The 15,234-nt window shown below is 54.0% G+C and carries 16 protein-coding genes and 1 pseudogene; 6 read left to right on the top strand and 11 right to left on the bottom strand.

All coding sequences use genetic code 11. The features are described 5' to 3' along the window. The first annotated feature begins 118 nt into the window (after positions 1-118). Complete coding sequence (locus A6A26_RS16590; protein ID WP_063879753.1) at positions 119-1,705, top strand: PTS transporter subunit EIIC; 1,587 nt, start codon at positions 119-121, stop codon at positions 1,703-1,705. 207 nt (positions 1,706-1,912) lie between these two features. Here A6A26_RS16590 and A6A26_RS16585 read toward each other — a convergent pair whose 3' ends face one another. The 3 genes and pseudogenes from A6A26_RS16585 to A6A26_RS16575 form a co-directional block, all read right to left on the bottom strand. Further along, positions 1,913-2,161, bottom strand: coding sequence for a hypothetical protein (locus tag A6A26_RS16585; protein WP_082875201.1), 249 nt, complete (start codon positions 2,159-2,161; stop codon positions 1,913-1,915). Beyond that, positions 2,158-2,673 carry a T6SS effector amidase Tae4 family protein gene (locus A6A26_RS16580; protein WP_216639865.1) on the bottom strand — a complete coding sequence of 172 codons (516 nt, stop codon included), beginning with the start codon at positions 2,671-2,673 and terminating at the stop codon, positions 2,158-2,160. The genes A6A26_RS16585 and A6A26_RS16580 overlap by 4 nt, the downstream gene beginning before the upstream one ends. Positions 2,674-2,813: 140 nt before the next feature. After that, positions 2,814-3,053, bottom strand: a pseudogene (locus A6A26_RS16575) (transposase); the annotation flags it as partial. 348 nt (positions 3,054-3,401) lie between these two features. On the opposite strand from A6A26_RS16575, the gene A6A26_RS25765 reads away from it, so the two are divergent. Then, positions 3,402-3,539: a hypothetical protein gene (locus A6A26_RS25765; protein WP_172823899.1), complete on the top strand. Its 138-nt coding sequence runs from the start codon at positions 3,402-3,404 to the stop codon at positions 3,537-3,539. A 279-nt stretch (positions 3,540-3,818) separates the two neighbouring features. Next, positions 3,819-4,715 (top strand): LysR family transcriptional regulator, encoded by an 897-nt coding sequence (locus A6A26_RS16570; RefSeq protein WP_063881185.1) that lies wholly within the window; start codon positions 3,819-3,821, stop codon positions 4,713-4,715. Here A6A26_RS16570 and A6A26_RS16565 read toward each other — a convergent pair. The 8 genes from A6A26_RS16565 to pspF all read right to left on the bottom strand — a co-directional run bounded on the left by A6A26_RS16565 (position 4,712) and on the right by pspF (position 13,781). Further along, positions 4,712-5,827: a CMD domain-containing protein gene (locus tag A6A26_RS16565; RefSeq protein WP_063879752.1), complete on the bottom strand. Its 1,116-nt coding sequence runs from the start codon at positions 5,825-5,827 to the stop codon at positions 4,712-4,714. The genes A6A26_RS16570 and A6A26_RS16565 overlap by 4 nt on opposite strands. Before the next feature lie 189 nt (positions 5,828-6,016). Continuing rightward, entirely contained in the window at positions 6,017-6,805 is a 789-nt protein-coding gene (gene fabI / locus A6A26_RS16560) for an enoyl-ACP reductase FabI (RefSeq protein ID WP_063879751.1), read from the bottom strand. A 141-nt stretch (positions 6,806-6,946) separates the two neighbouring features. Beyond that, positions 6,947-7,750, bottom strand: coding sequence for a putrescine export ABC transporter ATP-binding protein SapF (gene sapF / locus A6A26_RS16555; protein WP_063879750.1), 804 nt, complete (start codon positions 7,748-7,750; stop codon positions 6,947-6,949). Position 7,751: 1 nt separating this feature from the next. Continuing rightward, on the bottom strand, positions 7,752-8,747 hold the full coding sequence (gene sapD / locus A6A26_RS16550; protein ID WP_063879749.1) for a putrescine export ABC transporter ATP-binding protein SapD: 996 nt from the start codon (positions 8,745-8,747) through the stop codon (positions 7,752-7,754). Further along, positions 8,747-9,637, bottom strand: a complete 891-nt coding sequence (gene sapC, locus A6A26_RS16545; protein WP_063879748.1) for a putrescine export ABC transporter permease SapC — start codon at positions 9,635-9,637, stop codon at positions 8,747-8,749. The genes sapD and sapC overlap by 1 nt, the downstream gene beginning before the upstream one ends. Beyond that, on the bottom strand, positions 9,624-10,589 hold the full coding sequence (gene sapB, locus A6A26_RS16540) for a putrescine export ABC transporter permease SapB (RefSeq protein WP_063879747.1): 966 nt from the start codon (positions 10,587-10,589) through the stop codon (positions 9,624-9,626). Before sapB ends, sapC begins: the two co-directional genes overlap by 14 nt. Then, the gene (sapA, locus tag A6A26_RS16535) at positions 10,590-12,218 is read right to left on the bottom strand and encodes an ABC transporter substrate-binding protein SapA (RefSeq protein ID WP_063879746.1); all 1,629 of its coding nucleotides are present in this window, start codon (positions 12,216-12,218) and stop codon (positions 10,590-10,592) included. It abuts the gene before it with no gap. A 549-nt stretch (positions 12,219-12,767) separates the two neighbouring features. Further along, entirely contained in the window at positions 12,768-13,781 is a 1,014-nt protein-coding gene (pspF, locus tag A6A26_RS16530; protein ID WP_063879745.1) for a phage shock protein operon transcriptional activator, read from the bottom strand. 163 nt (positions 13,782-13,944) lie between these two features. On the opposite strand from pspF, the gene pspA reads away from it, so the two are divergent. The 3 genes from pspA to pspC are packed head-to-tail and all read left to right on the top strand — an operon-like array spanning position 13,945 to position 15,222. Beyond that, positions 13,945-14,610, top strand: a complete 666-nt coding sequence (gene pspA / locus A6A26_RS16525) for a phage shock protein PspA (RefSeq protein WP_063879744.1) — start codon at positions 13,945-13,947, stop codon at positions 14,608-14,610. A 37-nt stretch (positions 14,611-14,647) separates the two neighbouring features. Beyond that, on the top strand, positions 14,648-14,875 hold the full coding sequence (gene pspB, locus A6A26_RS16520; protein WP_063879743.1) for an envelope stress response membrane protein PspB: 228 nt from the start codon (positions 14,648-14,650) through the stop codon (positions 14,873-14,875). Then, positions 14,872-15,222: an envelope stress response membrane protein PspC gene (gene pspC / locus A6A26_RS16515; protein WP_063879742.1), complete on the top strand. Its 351-nt coding sequence runs from the start codon at positions 14,872-14,874 to the stop codon at positions 15,220-15,222. The genes pspB and pspC overlap by 4 nt, the downstream gene beginning before the upstream one ends. Positions 15,223-15,234 lie beyond the last annotated feature (12 nt).

Here is a 15,234-nt window from a genome sequence, read left to right as displayed (position 1 = left end):
GGTGGCGCGCCAACTGTGATGATGTTCATGTTTTACCTTCTCGTAACCTCTCCATAACGGGTGTTATCGGCACATCGCGCTAATACTTGCTGTTTAAAACAGAAAAGGGCGCGACACCATGAAACAACTCACCAGCCAGATCCATGCGTTTGGCAAGGCGTTGATGATGCCGATTTCGGTGATCGCAGCGGCCGGTATCTTTCTGGGGCTGGCGGCGGCAATGCAGAATCCCGCCGTCACCGGCGAAGCTTTCGCACACATGCAGGTTGCCCAGCTCATCATCGGGTTTATTCGTAAAGTGGCCGGCGCGCTGTTTGCTAATCTGCCGCTATTCTTTGCCGTCGCCAGCGCCATTGGACTGGCGAAAGCAGAAAAGCCTACCGCAGCCTTTGCCGCCGTTATCGGCTATATCGCCATGAATGTCGGTATCAATGCCACGCTGGCGGCGAAGGGCATTACCGCAGCCACAACCACGCCGCAGGCGCTGCAACAGGCCGGGCTGGATCAGACCACAGCCATGATGACCTCGGCTGAGTACATTCAGATGCTGGGTATTTTTACCTACAATATGAGCGTACTGGGCGGTGTGATTGCCGGGCTGATCACCGTGATGCTGCATAACCGCTTTTATACGCAGCAGTTACCCACGGCGATCAGTTTCTTTGGCGGGCGTCGCTTTGTGCCGATCGTGACGGTGGTGTTCCTGCCGCTGATCGGCATCTTACTGGCGCTGGTCTGGCCGACCATTGGCGAAGGCATTGCCTGGGTGGGACAGATGATCGGCCGGAGCGGGCAGTACGGGGCATTTCTGTTGGGGGCTTCGGAACGCATTCTGATCCCCACGGGCCTGCATCACATCCTGAACGAAACCGTGCGCTTCACGCCCATTGGCGGCATGGCTATCGTGGACGGACAGACGATTGTCGGTGCGTTAAACATCTTTAATGCCTCGCTCACCCATCCCGGACTTATCCCGGACGCGACGCTTCGCACCGCCACCCAGTTCCTGGCCCAGGGAAAAATACCGGTCATGATGTTTGGTCTGCCTGCTGCTGCCCTGGCGATTTATCACACCGCGCGGCCTGAACACAAACAGCGCGTCAGGGCGCTGGTGATGGCTGGAGCACTGACGTCATTCACTACTGGCATCACCGAACCGCTGGAGTTTTGCTTTATCTTCGTTTCGCCGGTGCTCTACCTGCTGCATGCATTTTTAACCGGTCTGTCATTTATGCTGATGTCGATGCTGCATTTGATGATTGGAAATGTGCAGGGCGGTGTGATCGATCTGGTGGTCTTTGGCATGCTTGGCGGCAGTAAAACCCACTGGTGGTGGACGCTGGCGCTTGGGGTGATTTACGCCCCGGTTTATTACTATTCTTTCCGCTTTATTATTACCCGTATGCATGTTGAAACGCCGGGACGTGAAACGGATGATGAAAAACCACAGCTGGTTGAAGGCAGCGAGCGCACCAACGTGATCATCAGTGGTCTGGGTGGCGCAGCCAATATAGAGGATGTCGATTGCTGCTTCACGCGTTTGCGGGTTCGGGTCAAAGACATGAAAGAAGTGGTGGATCAGACGCTAATGAGCACCGGTGCCAATGGCATCAACCGCGTTAGTGAACATGATGTGCAGGTGATTTACGGCCCGCAGGTAGAGAAAATTGCACAAGAGGTGAAAGCGGCCCTGGGCGTCGGGTAATCACCATTCACCCAGTAAAGGTACAAGTGGGGGCCAGTCCCTTCAGCAAGTGATACCGGTCGTTCGATTTTGAGGATAAAACAATTATCGAACGTCCGTCCCAGCCTGTACCTACGGCAGCTCTCTTTAAGCGCTCTTGTTATCTTCCCCGTCACCGTCCTGATAATCGTGCAAGGATTCACCCAATAAACGCCCTGGCTTTCAACGTCATCCTAAGCCGCTCTGCGCTTTCGTTTTAAGCCGTATGGCCCACCAGGTTCCTGTCACAGCAGCAAAGATGATTGCGGTTGCAGGTAAGCCGATGAATAAAAGTGCTGCGTTCGCAGACATTTGATCTTCACCCTTTACCGGGCCATTAATGAAGCGGGCAAGTGATGGGAATACAATAATAAAGAGACCCGCGCCAACCGCCAGGCCAGCCAATGACGCCAGACATATTTGCAAAGAACGCTTCATATAATCTTCCAGAACCAGATTTCACGGGAGTTGAAGAAATCGCTGAGCACACCTTCCCAGTGTAGTCCCCACTGAATTCGGAGATAGCTTGATCTTGATGTCACTCGCTCGCCATTCCACAGGTCGATATGGTCTCCTGACCGGTTAGCAAAGCTCTCGCTTCCTCTGCGCCAGTAATCTTTAAAAAAAATGATGCCTGTCTGTCCGCGCAGCGTCTGTTCGAAGTTTTCAGGGTTTACTTTCACCGCACTGAAAACACCCGGAATTGCCGTTTTCTTTAGGGCGTTGGCCAGTTCTTCAGCCCTTAGCACATGACCAGCCTCCTTAGGATGATACCAGCACTGGGCTACTTTCAGGCGGCTTACATCGTATCCGCAGCGGGTTAATGCAGTGCCAATACGGATTGCGCACTGGTCATCAAAGGCTTTATGTCCATCGGGTTTGCGGCATGGATTGGCATCGCCTTTTACCTCAGGGTGTGCCTCCCAGAGCTGGGAAAATTTAATGGTCACTTGAAAATCCCTTATCAGTTCGAACCAGAAAAGATATTACCGGGAAGTTGGCTTTAATTACTACTCATACTGTCACGTTATAAAACCCGTCATCGACAGAAAAAAAGTCCCGTAAAAAAGAGCTGGGCAGAATGTGGTGACTGACTTTTTACGGCGTCGATGACTTTAGATATCAGCATGGGTGACACATCGGCTTCGTAAATTTCTTTGAAGGTGGCAACGATTTTGCGGATGGTCATGCATTTGGCATAAAGGAATAAGATCCGGCTGTCCAGGTGCGTTACGTACCTTTGATGCGTCTTAATCAACTGCGGTCCGAAGGTGTTTTCACGGTCACGAGGCGTGTTCAATTCCATCTCGCCGTCATCGCACAACAAGGTAGTTTTGATTTAGCCAGTTCAGCCACAGGGGGGGTTATGTTTTTTGTTAATAAATTGCCTGTATGGGCAGGGGGAGTGAACACACTAAAACAGGCAATTACACAATTTTAATTACAGTCTCCGCAGCTGCCGTGCTTTGGCGTTCGAAAGCCTAGTGCGTCATCAGCCTTCACCATAATACCCGTCAACGGTCTCTCCTCACGTTCGGTTTCTATGACTTTAACAAATTCATTACAATACATAAGTAATACTTTATGTTTCATTTTGTGATCGGGACTTGTACTTTACCGGTAACACTCTAAGGTAAGAGATGAATGTCAAATACACGCAATGAGCAGGGGGTTATTTATGGCTAAACACAGTCTGATTAAAATCTTTGAAATATCAGCAATTGTTATCTTCGCTTTGGTGGTGATCTACTTATTGGTCACGGGCGTTCTCTCTTCCACCGGCATTGATCACGCCTGGCCTTATCCGCACAAGTAAGCACCTGCAACACCAGGGAAACACCAATAAAAATTACAAATTAATGCGTTTATAAGATCATCAACACCGGTATTCACCTGTGAATGCTGACAACGCTCCCCCGATTATCTGACCTGCCATTGTGACAGCCACCTTCATAACCTTATTGCGCTCTGAATATGTTGCGTCTGTTTAAGGCCTTCGCGGTATTGGTTACGGCACTATCTCTGACTGGCATTCTGTTAATCCATCGGCACATAATAGGTATTCATAAAAACGGTGTTACGGCGGGTAAAGAAAATCGACATCAAACAGCTCATCTACCTTTGCAATCTCGAACGCGAGCGCCATTTTGGTCGTGCCGCCGAAGCCAGCTTTGTCAGCCAGCCTACCTTATCGATGCGGTTAAAAAACCTGGAGCGTGAGCTGGGTCTGTCGCTGATCAACCGCAGCAACAATTTTGCGGGTTTTACGCCGGAAGGCGACAGGGTACTGGCCTGGGCGCGGGAAATCGTTTCGGTTTATCAGGGACTCAAGCTGGAGGTCGAGTCGTTAAAACACGGGGTGAACGGTACGCTTCGTCTTGGTGTTGTTCCGCAGTGCAGCGTTTCGCTGGCGCAGTTGTTAAAAGCGGTGCAGGCGCGCTATCCACAGCTGGATTACCGTATTGCCGTATTAAGCGCCGATCAACTGCTGGAAGCGCTGAACAGCCATACGGTCGATGTGGGCATTGGCTTTTTTGAAATGGCGACGTTGCGGGAACTGCATTTTCAGGCATCCCTGCTGCCGGATAGTGGCGTGGAAGCCGTTTTTCATCCCGACCATTTTCAGCACTTATGCGCGCATGAAACGCTTGACCTGCCAACGCTGGCACAGCAGCCGCTGTGTCTGGCGGAGCCAACCCGCTATTTTCGCCGCTATCTGGATATGACGTTTCGCGACGTCGCGCTGGTGCCGCGCGTGGTGGTCGAAAGCGCGTCCATCATGCAGCTGTTACAGTGCACCCAGGTCGGTCTTGGCGTGCTGATCTCACCACGAGGACATTTACTGCCCGCCTCATTACATGGACTGGAAAAACGGACCATTGCAATGCCTAAAATGGCGCGCCAGGCGGCGCTGGTCGTCGCCGAACCTGGCCGGGCGACGCCGCTGGCGCAACATTTTTACGATGAAGCGCGCAGTCATCTCGATAGCTAGCGGGCTTCACCGCAGGCATAAAATAAACGGCTGTTCCAGTTGGCCAGCGCGATGGACTGAATCACGCTGAACCGCGCGGCATGTGACCAGCCTGCGTCAGCCAGCGGCTGAAGATCGCGCGCGTTAAAGCGCTCCGGCTGGCGGGTCAACTGCGCGGCCAGGGTCATAATCACTTGCTGTTCACCCGGCAGTTGCGCCGCATCCACTTCATCCAGCAGATTTTTAGCGTCTGTAGCCTGCTGACAGAGCCAGCGGCTGCCCAGAATCCTTGCCGCAGTGGCCTCTACAGATGAGGTCAGCGTATTTTCAAGCTCATGACGCAGGGCAAACCAGCTCTGCAATAACCCGGCAGCGTGCGCCAGCAGCCAGACAGCATCCTGAAGTGCGGGCGAGCCCTGGCACTGCGTGACCGCAGCATGTTGCTCCTCACTGGCATAACGCGGCTCCAGCGGCGTCAGGACCGGCTGCCACTGCCAGGGCTGATCAAACGTCGCTGCCTCGGCATCCGGGGCAGGTGACATCCCCGGCATCCAGCGTACCGGCAATTCCAGCAGAGCATGAATACCGGCAATGACGCGCGCCTGATAGCAGACAAAGCCCACTAAATGGTTAAGGGTGACGATATCGGCTTCGCTCAGCCCGGCCGCATGCAGCGCACGAATACTTTCAGCCGTGATTAGCGCAGGCTGCATCGCCAGCAAGCGCGCATATTGCGTAATTTGTGTCAGGCGATTGTTACTTTCACGGGAGGAATCTGGACCCGGCAGGGGATTCAGTCGGGCGGAATAGTGATTACACAGGCGCTGAATGCCTGTCACCTGGGCGACGGTCAGCGCGGTACTTAACCGATCATACAGCGTGAGCGTATGCGTCAGCGTGGTATTCACCTGGTCAGGAAACAGCCGGAGAACGACGTTGTGGGCGATCTGTATCGCGGGCTGGTCTGTCTGGAGTAAAGGCTGAATAACGGAGGCTTCCTGTGCTAACCCCAGTAAAAACCGGTCATCGACATGGGCGGCTTCAGGAAAAAGTGGGGCAGCCTGTACGGTCCGCGGGCGGGTCTGACTTTCGTAAAACCAGTGATCCTGGCCGGGATAGCGGCGTTGTTGCATCATCCGTCCTTTTGCAAAATCTGATGCGGCGCAGGCGGTGATTTAGTCGCAGGCCGCAGGGCTGACTTATCGTCGCCCACGGGCAGTTCAGGGCAAAAGACCAATCGGTGATAAATAATAGCGATAAGGAATAACGAGGCAATCGGGCGGGTACAGCACAGGGCGAGCAAGGCTCGCCCGTGAGGAAACTTATTTCAGTTCCAGTTCGTTCATGGCGGCGATACTGAAGCCACCGTCAACGTGAACGATTTCACCGGTGATACCACCCGCCAGATCGGAACACAGGAAGGCAGCGGAGTTACCCACATCTTCGATAGTTACCGTACGGCGAATAGGGGTTACCGCTTCACAATGGGCCAGCATCTTACGGAAATCTTTGATGCCTGACGCTGCCAGCGTACGAATCGGACCCGCAGAAACGGCATTAACACGCACGCCTTCTGGACCCATCGCGTTAGCCATGTAACGCACGTTAGCTTCCAGAGACGCTTTTGCCAGGCCCATAACGTTGTAGTTAGGGATAGCGCGTTCTGCACCCAGGTAAGACAGGGTCAGCAGAGCAGCGTTCGGGTTCAGCATGGCACGGCACTCTTTAGCCATTGCAACAAAGCTGTAGGCGCTGATGTCGTGCGCGATTTTGAAACCTTCGCGGGTTACGGCATTAACGTAATCGCCATCCAACTGGTCGCCAGGCGCGAAACCGATGGAGTGCACGAAACCGTCAAATTTTGGCCAGGTCTTTGCCAGCTCAGTGAACAGGGATTGGATGCTTTCATCTTCTGCAACATCACAAGGCAGCACGATGTCGGAACCCAAATCTTTGGCAAACTCTTCCACACGACCTTTCAGTTTGTCGTTTTGGTAGGTGAAAGCCAGTTCTGCGCCCTGTTTGCGCATCGCCTGTGCAATACCGTAGGCGATGGAAAGTTTACTGGCAACACCAGTAATCAGAATGCGCTTACCGGAAAGAAAACCCATAGCTGTAATCCTTATGGTCATGGTAGTTGGCGGTCGTGTTGTTTAAATAATAGACGACCGACGTTAATCGACGTGCGGATTCTAGCACGTCTGCTTGAAATCAGGAAAAACGCACAGCGTTTTCCACTATATGCCGCAAAATCAACGCTCCCGCCGCCAGGCTTCAGCCGTTAAGGCCTCACCAAAATGGCTGTTGATCAGACGTTTTGTCATCTCATGCAGTGGCGACGCAAGCACGTCTGCCGTGCCGCCGCGCTCCACCACTTCGCCGTGATGCATGACCAGCACTTTATCGCTGATATGCTTCATCATACCAAGATGCTGGGTCACATAAATGTAAGCGATACCGTGCTTTTCTTGTAGCTCCAGCATCAGATTGACCAGTTGTGAACGCATGGTCATATCCAGGGAGGCAAGAGCCTCATCGGCCACAATCACTTTGGGTTGCAGGATTAACGCACGGGCCAGGCCAAGACGCTGCTTTTGGCCCGGTGCCAACATATGCGGATAGTAACCGGCGTGATCGCGCAGCAATCCCACCTGGCGCAGGGTGGTAATAATGCGCTTTTCCCGCGCCTCAGCGTCCAGATCGGTATTCAGGCGCAGCGGCAGGTCCAGAATCTGGCTCACGCGCTGGCGTGGATTCAGCGAGGTTGATGGGTCCTGGAAGATCATACGAATGCGCTGGCTGCGATAGCCGTAATCGCCAAAGCTCAGCGGGTGATCGTCGATAATAATCTGACCGTCGCTGGGAGCAACGGTGCCGCTGAGCATTTTTGCCAGCGTGGATTTGCCTGAACCGTTTTCGCCAATAATCGCCAGAGTCTGCTTTTCACGCAGCGTAAAGCTGACGGATTTCACCGCCTCAACATGCTGACGACGAAACAGGCCGGTGCGGTAACGAAAGGTTTTGCTGAGATTGCGGACTTCCAGCAACGTTTCCATCTTATTGGCCCTCAACGTTGAGCGGGAAGTGGCAGGCATACAGGTGCGATCGCGTGCCGGTGAGCCGTGGCGCTTCTACACATTTGCGTTGTGCGTAGGGGCAGCGCGGCCCCAGACGGCAACCGATAGGCAGGCTTTCCAGCGATGGAATCGCACCGGATAAGGTATTGAGACGGCTCTTATGCGGAAGCGGACGACCAAAGTCAGGCATGGCACGAATCAATGCCTGCGTGTAAGGATGATGCGGTGTGCTCATCAGGTCTTCGCTTTGCGCCGTTTCTACGGTCTGACCGCAGTACATCACGTTAATGCGGTTTGCCCACTGGCTCATGGTTCGCAGGTCATGGCTAATCAGCAAAATGGTGGTGTTATTGTTCTGGTTAAGCCGGCTCAACAGGCGAAATATCTGCGCCTGTGTGGTCGGCTCCATCGCGTTAGTCGGCTCGTCAGCAATCAGCAGGCGGGGTTGATTCGCCAGGGCGATGGCGATCATCACTTTTTGGCATTCGCCCTCGGTTAACTCGTAAGGAAAACTGCGCATAATGTCGGTGTGATCTTTAATGCCCACCCGATGCAGCAACTCAATAGCCCGGCTTTTACGCCAGAACCAAAAGCGCTTCATCCACGCGCCTTTATAGGTCCAGCGCGGAATCGCCTGCATCAGTTGACGGCCGACACTTTCCGACGGATCGAGACAGGATTGCGGCTCCTGAAAAATCATCGAAACGTTATGACCGACGATGCGACGTCGCTCGCGCGGGGACAGGCGCAGCAGATCGACGTCATCAAATACCATACGGTCTGCGGTAACACGCCAGTTATCGTTGGTCACGCCACAGATGGCTTTGGCGACCAGACTTTTGCCCGAACCGGACTCACCGACCAGACCGCGGATTTCCCCTTCACTGAGCGACAGGTTAATGCGGTCCACCGCTTTAACCGGGCCATCAGCGGTCATGAACTCAATCGTCAGATTACGAATATCCAGTAACGGCATTATTCTACTCCCGCCTCAACGGCCCGACGAATGCCATCACCGAGCAGGTTAACGACTAATACGCTGACCATCAGGGCGGCACCGGGCAACATCACCGTCCAGGGAGCCACATAAACCAGTTCCAGCGAATCACCCAGCATCGCCCCCCATTCCGGCGAGGGCAACTGGGCACCAAGGTCAAGAAAACCCAGAGCGGCAATATCAAGAATAGCCATGGAGAGCGCGCGCGTAATCTCACTGATCAACATCGGTAACACATTAGGCAAAATCGCGTGCCACATAATATTGATGCTGGTCGCGCCGTCGAGACGGGCCGCCACCACATACTCTTTTTCCAGTTCGTCGTGGACGGCGCTGTAAATTTCGCGCACCAGCCGTGGCATCAGCGCCAGCCACACCGCCAGCAGCGCATGTTCAAGACGAGGGCCGAGAAAGGCCACCACAATGATGGCCAGCAGCAGGGAAGGTATCGACAGTAACGTGTCCAGCACGTGGTTCAGCACCGCAGAGCGCACGCCGTGCGTCATACCCGCCACAATGCCCAGCACCAGCGCCCAAAAGGTGGCAAACAGCGTCACCAGAATGGCAGAACCTACCGTCGGGGCAACGCCATTGAGTAAGCGGCTCAGTAAATCACGCCCCAGGTCGTCAGTGCCGAGAAAAAATGAGACTTCACCGTAGCGCGACCAGGAGGGCGGCAGCAGCTGATAACCCAGAAATTGCTGGTCGATGGGATAGGGTGCCAGGAAATGCCCAAACAGGCAGAGCAGCAGCAGTGCGCCAAAGCCGTACAGGCCAATCATCGCCGGCATATCGCCATAAAAATGGTGCCAGCTTTGACGAAACGCGCTGGGCAGGCGCTTTTCGGCGTAGATGTTATCGTAAGGCATACCATTCCTTATGTTTCAGCGGATTCAGCGCCGCACCGACAATGTCAGAGAGGACGTTCACCACGATCACTACGCCACCGGTCACCATCACACCGGCGGATATTGCCGCATAGTCCTGCTGGCGAATCGCGTTAATCAGCCAGCGCCCCAATCCGGGCCAGTTAAACACCATTTCCGTAATCATCGCCAGGGTTAACATGCTGGAAAACTGTAAGCCAAGACGCGGAATCACAGGGGGAAGCGCGTTGTGTAATACGTGGCGGCGAATCACGGTAAAGCGGGATAATCCGCGGGTGGCGGCCGCCTTCACATAGTTCTTATCGACGACGTCGCTGGTGCTGATGCGCAACAAACGCACGATCTCGGTGGTGGGGGCCATCGCCAGAACGGTAACCGGTAAAATCAGATGCATCAGTACGCTAATCATCATCTCATGTCGCCATGGCGAGTGACTGAGCCAGGCATCAATCAACGCAAATCCGGTAATGTTTTGAACAGGATACAGCAGGTCATAGCGCCCGGATACGGGCAACCAGCCCAGCGTCAGTGAGAAGAACAGGGTAAACAGCAGCGCGAGCCAGAACACCGGAATAGAAAATCCCAGCAGGGCCAGCGCGCTGATCACCTTATCCTGCCATTTATGCCGCATGGCACCGGCACAAATTCCCAACGGAATGCCGACGATCAGAGCCAGGGTGAACGCCATCAGGCACAGCTCCATCGTAGCGGGGAAGACTTCGCGCAGCTGTACGCCAATCTCCTGACCATTGGTGCTGGACACGCCAAAATCCAGCTGCAGCATGCCTTTAAACCAGAACCACCAGGCGTCAAACAGCGATGCGCCTTCCAGCGGTGCATTCGGCGTGAAATAGCTCAGGCTGAAACTCACCAGGGAAAGAAAAAACAGGGTAATGACCAGCAACACCAGGCGACGCAGAATATAGATGATCACTTAACGATCCTCTCGCTCATCACGATAAACGCCGGCAAACGAAGCGTTACCAAACGGACTTAATACCAGACCTTTAATATCATGCCGATAGGCTTGCAGGCGCAGGGATGAAGCCAGCGGCAGCACGGGCAGCTCGCGCGCCAGAATCTGCTGCGCCTTATCGTAGTTATCAATGCGGCCAGACAACTGCTGTGACAGCAAGGCATTTTTTAACGTGTCGTCAAACGCGGGCGAACACCAGTGAGCATAGTTGGTCTGGGAACTGATGGCCGCACAACTCAGCAGCGGGCGAAAGAAGCTGTCAGGATCGTTACTGTCGGTTGCCCAGCCTGCCAGCGTCAGATCGTGGTTCATCGCCATCAGCTGTGCCTCCTGAAAACGGCCTTCAACCGGGACGATAGTGACGCGCACGCCAATTTGCGCAAGATCGGCCTGAATAAGTTCGGCCGTTTTAAGCGGTGCTGGGTTCCAGGACTGCGAGGCGGAAGGCACAACCAGACGCAGATGAAGATCTTTTACTCCCGCTGCCCCAAGCGCTTCTCTGGCTTTTTTGGGATCGAAACCCGTAATGCTGGCATCGGTATCATAAGCCCAGGACGCGCGAGGTAAAATCGAGGCGGCCGTCTCAGCGGTGCCGTAGTAGATGGATTCCATCAGACGCTCATTATTAATCGCCAGCGCCAGCGCGTGACGAACGTCCGGCCGGTCGAGCGGCGGTTTGCGGGTGTTAAAAGCCAGATAAGCGATGTTCATGCCGGGGCGCAGGGTCATGCGCAGCCGGGGATCGTCGCGCAGAATCGAGATTTGGCTGGCGGCGGGATAGGCGAGAACGTCGCATTCGCCCGTGAGCAACTTCGATAACCGTCCTGTTCCTCCGGCACCAAGATCGATAACCACCTGCTGCAGGCGCGGCACGCCTTTCCAGTAATGTGGGTTCCGCGCCAGACGAATATATTGCCCGCTGCGGTATTCGCTCAGCTGGAACGGGCCTGTTCCCACCGGTAGCCGGTCCAGCTCTTCCTGATGGCCCACTTTGTCCAGACTGTCGGCGTACTCTTTCGACAGAACGGGCGCGTAATGTGTCGCCAGATGCCAGAGAAACGAGGCGTCCGGGCTGTTAAGGCGGAACTCGACGGTGTCGTTATCGATTTTTTTAATGCTCTGAACCGAATCGGCAAACTGCAGGCTGTCGAAATAGGGGTAATAGCCGCCGTTAACATTATGCCAGGGATGTTTGCGATCAAACATGCGGGCAAAGCTGAAAACGACGTCATCGGCATTCATCGCGCGCGTGGGTGCAAAGTTTGAGGTGTGCTGAAACTGTACCCCGTGGCGCAGGTGAAAACGGTAGGTCGCGCCGTTATCACGCACTTCCCAACTGGCGGCCAGATCGGACTGCAAACGGTAGGTGTAAGGATCGACATCCAACAGGCGGTCATATAACTGGGCAGCCAGCGTATCCACCGTTAAGCCACTGCTGGCCATCTGCGGATTAAACGTGTTCAGCGTGCCATTAACGCAATAGACGAATCCGCTTTGACGAATATCTCCAGCCGGTGTTGGCGCAGACCAGGCAGGCGCGCTTAACACGCTGAGACTCAGTAACAGCGAAGGAATTAGTTTTAACATAGAACTCAACGATTCTCAGGCATTAGGCAGAGTGTATCGCAAAGCGGGCGCGGCCCCAAATACGCATCGTCGATTGCCGGTTTTTCGCGCACCTGAGCGTAGAAAGAAGCGGCTAATGCTTCCTGGCCCGATTCCGATGGGGTTGTACCCGGGCGGGTTCGGCCAGGTTGGCGGCGCGAAAGGCATCACCGTCGTCACCTTGTTGAATGCAATGCAATGTGAAGCGCGACCAGCCCGTTGCAGCAGGGTAAAGGCGACGGGTGCGTGGTAATAAAGGCGCAGCATTGGTGTGGAAATGAGAAAAATTCTCAACAACCCCTTTACAGATGCGAACAGGAATGATTATTATTCAGTTGCGATTCGACGGTGGCTCTACCGAAGAAGAGCACGACATTGCTCACATTGCTTCCAGTTGCCCGCTTCGGCGGGCCCTTTTTTCCCGCCCCCATCCTTTTGACTCCACCCGCCCGGTCTCAGCCGTACAATGATCATTGCTTACCACAGCAACAACCCAGCGTTTATCTGCAATCTAATCCGGTCGATCGTCCGTTATGCCTGGACGTCCCGCGCCTGGATACCGTGCTTTTTCATGATGGCTCTGAGCTGGTGGTAGGTGACGCCAAGTAAGCTGGCAGCGCGGCGTTGATTATATTTCGCCTGTTGCAGACTGATTTCCACCACATCGCGCTCCTGCTGGTTTTGCCACTGGCGCAGGTCGAGCGGCAGAGATGGCAGGGCAGCGGGTGCATCTGGCGTGCTGGCAGGAAGCGGAGCTTCTTCAGGGGCCGTACGACGCGCAAACGGGTTGATGATAATCTCATCCAGCGGTTCATCGCTGGTGTTGTGGCGGTACACCGACCGCTCAACGACGTTTTTAAGTTCACGCACATTACCCGGCCAGTGATGATCAAGTAAGGTGTTTTGCGCCTGCTGTGTAAAGCCTGGAAACAGGGGCAGCCCCAGTTCACGACACATCTGGATAGCGAAATGATCGGCCATGACCAAAATATCGCTACGGCGCTCGCGTAACGGCGGCAGTTGAACGACATCAAACGCCAGGCGGTCCAGCAGGTCTGCGCGAAACTGACCTGCGGCCGCGAGCGCCGGTAAGTCTTCATTGGTGGCGCAGATCAGGCGCACATTAACCTGAAAGACGTGGTTGCCGCCGACGCGCTCCAGCTGACCATATTCAATGACCCTCAGGAGTTTTTCCTGTACCAGCATTGGTGCGGTAGCCAGCTCATCTAGAAACAGCGTGCCACCGTCTGCACGCTCAAAACGGCCCAGATGACGCTTTTGCGCACCGGTAAATGCCCCGGCTTCGTGGCCAAAAAGCTCAGAATCCAGCAAGTTTTCATTCAGCGCAGCGCAGTTGAGTGAGATGAAAGGGCCCTGCCAGCGGTCTGAAAGATAGTGCAGACGGCTGGCGATCAGCTCTTTACCTGTACCGCGTTCACCCACCACCAATACGGGTTTTTCCAGTGGAGCGAGTTTCGACACCTGTTCCAGTACTTCCAGAAAGTTGTTCGATTCCCCTAGCAGGTTGTCGTTATTAACGGACATGATGAATTTCGCCACGGATTAATCAATTTAACTATCTTAGAACAGTTTAAAAAAACTGCAAAGCCACCAATGCAAATAAAATCAATAAGATAAAAGTTGGCACGCATCTTGAATCAGGTATCACCAGCAAGATGAAACCATGACAAATAAGAGGAACATCATTATGGGTATTTTTTCTCGTTTCACTGACATCGTTAATGCCAACATTAATTCACTGCTTGAGCGTGCAGAAGATCCGCAGAAGCTGGTGCGCCTGATGATTCAGGAAATGGAAGACACGCTGGTTGAAGTCCGTTCCACCTCTGCCCGCGCCCTGGCTGAAAAGAAACAGCTGTCACGCCGCATCGAACAGGCCGAGATTCAGCAGGTGGAATGGCAGGACAAAGCCGAACTGGCCCTGCGTAAAGATAAAGAGGATTTGGCCCGTTCAGCGTTAATCGAAAAACAGAAACTGACCGATCTGATTGCCTCGCTGAAGCAGGAAGTTGCGCAGGTAGAAGAGACGCTGGCGCGTATGAAAGGTGAAATCACTGAGCTGGAGAAAAAGCTGAGCGAAACCCGTGCACGTCAGCAGGCCCTTACGCTGCGTCATCAGGCCGCGTCTTCTTCACGTGATGTGCGTCGCCAACTGGACAGCGGTAAAATTGATGAGGCGATGGCCCGCTTCGAATCATTTGAACGTCGCATCGACCACATGGAAGCGGAAGCAGAGAGCCACGGTTTTGGTAAACCTAAAACGCTGGATCAGCAGTTCACCGACCTGAAAGCGGATGATGAAATCAGTCAACAACTCAACGCGCTGAAAGCCAAAATGAACCGCAGCGAATAATAAGCCGCTTTCTGCTGGAAAGGATTAAGGAGAGTCAATGAGCGCACTATTTTTAGCCATACCTTTAACAATATTTGTGCTGTTTGTGGCACCTGTCTGGCTATGGCTACATTACAGTAACAAGCGCAACGGCGGGGCAGATCTGTCGCAAAGCCAGATGCAGCGCCTGCAACAGGTGACCAAAGATGCACAGCGCATGCGGGATCGTATTGATGCCCTTGAAGCCATCCTTGATGCTGAACATCCTAACTGGAGGCAACCATGATGAAAGGCCGCACGCTATGGCGCAAGCCTGACGAAGGGAAACTGATGGGGGTTTGTGCCGGCTTAGCCGAATACCTTGATGTGCCGGTGCGACTGCTTCGTGTCATTGTCGTATTGTCGCTGTTCTTTGGTCTGTTCGTGTTTACGGTGATTGCCTATTTCGTGTTGGGTTTTGTCCTGGACGTCAAACCGGCAGGCGCAGACAACGGGGAACATCAACCCAGCCCCGGCGAATTGCTGGACCAACTGGAAACTGCACTGCAGCAGGACGAACGTAATGTCCGGGACATCGAACGTTACGTCACCTCTGAAACCTTTAGCGTGCGCAGTCGTTTCCGTCAGATTTAACCGTTGTCCTGC

The organism is Pantoea sp. OXWO6B1, assembly GCF_001641135.1.
In the GTDB taxonomy this organism is placed as follows: Bacteria; Pseudomonadota; Gammaproteobacteria; order Enterobacterales; family Enterobacteriaceae; genus Pantoea; species Pantoea allii.
The sequence above is the reverse complement of the archived record's forward strand: the minus strand, read 5'-3'. Positions and strand labels throughout refer to the sequence as shown.

Excerpts from the sequence above, each read along its gene's own strand:
- sapA (WP_063879746.1), bottom strand. The coding sequence starts at position 12,218 with ATGTTAAAACTAATTCCTTCGCTGTTACTGAGTCTCAGCGTGTTAAGC.
- pspC (WP_063879742.1), top strand. The coding sequence starts at position 14,872 with ATGATGAAAGGCCGCACGCTATGGCGCAAGCCTGACGAAGGGAAACTG.
- A6A26_RS16590 (WP_063879753.1), top strand. The coding sequence starts at position 119 with ATGAAACAACTCACCAGCCAGATCCATGCGTTTGGCAAGGCGTTGATG.
- A6A26_RS25765 (WP_172823899.1), top strand. The coding sequence starts at position 3,402 with ATGGCTAAACACAGTCTGATTAAAATCTTTGAAATATCAGCAATTGTT.
- A6A26_RS16565 (WP_063879752.1), bottom strand. The coding sequence starts at position 5,827 with ATGCAACAACGCCGCTATCCCGGCCAGGATCACTGGTTTTACGAAAGT.
- pspB (WP_063879743.1), top strand. The coding sequence starts at position 14,648 with ATGAGCGCACTATTTTTAGCCATACCTTTAACAATATTTGTGCTGTTT.
- pspA (WP_063879744.1), top strand. The coding sequence starts at position 13,945 with ATGGGTATTTTTTCTCGTTTCACTGACATCGTTAATGCCAACATTAAT.
- A6A26_RS16585 (WP_082875201.1), bottom strand. The coding sequence starts at position 2,161 with ATGAAGCGTTCTTTGCAAATATGTCTGGCGTCATTGGCTGGCCTGGCG.
- sapF (WP_063879750.1), bottom strand. The coding sequence starts at position 7,750 with ATGGAAACGTTGCTGGAAGTCCGCAATCTCAGCAAAACCTTTCGTTAC.
- sapD (WP_063879749.1), bottom strand. The coding sequence starts at position 8,747 with ATGCCGTTACTGGATATTCGTAATCTGACGATTGAGTTCATGACCGCT.
- sapC (WP_063879748.1), bottom strand. The coding sequence starts at position 9,637 with ATGCCTTACGATAACATCTACGCCGAAAAGCGCCTGCCCAGCGCGTTT.
- pspF (WP_063879745.1), bottom strand. The coding sequence starts at position 13,781 with ATGTCCGTTAATAACGACAACCTGCTAGGGGAATCGAACAACTTTCTG.
- fabI (WP_063879751.1), bottom strand. The coding sequence starts at position 6,805 with ATGGGTTTTCTTTCCGGTAAGCGCATTCTGATTACTGGTGTTGCCAGT.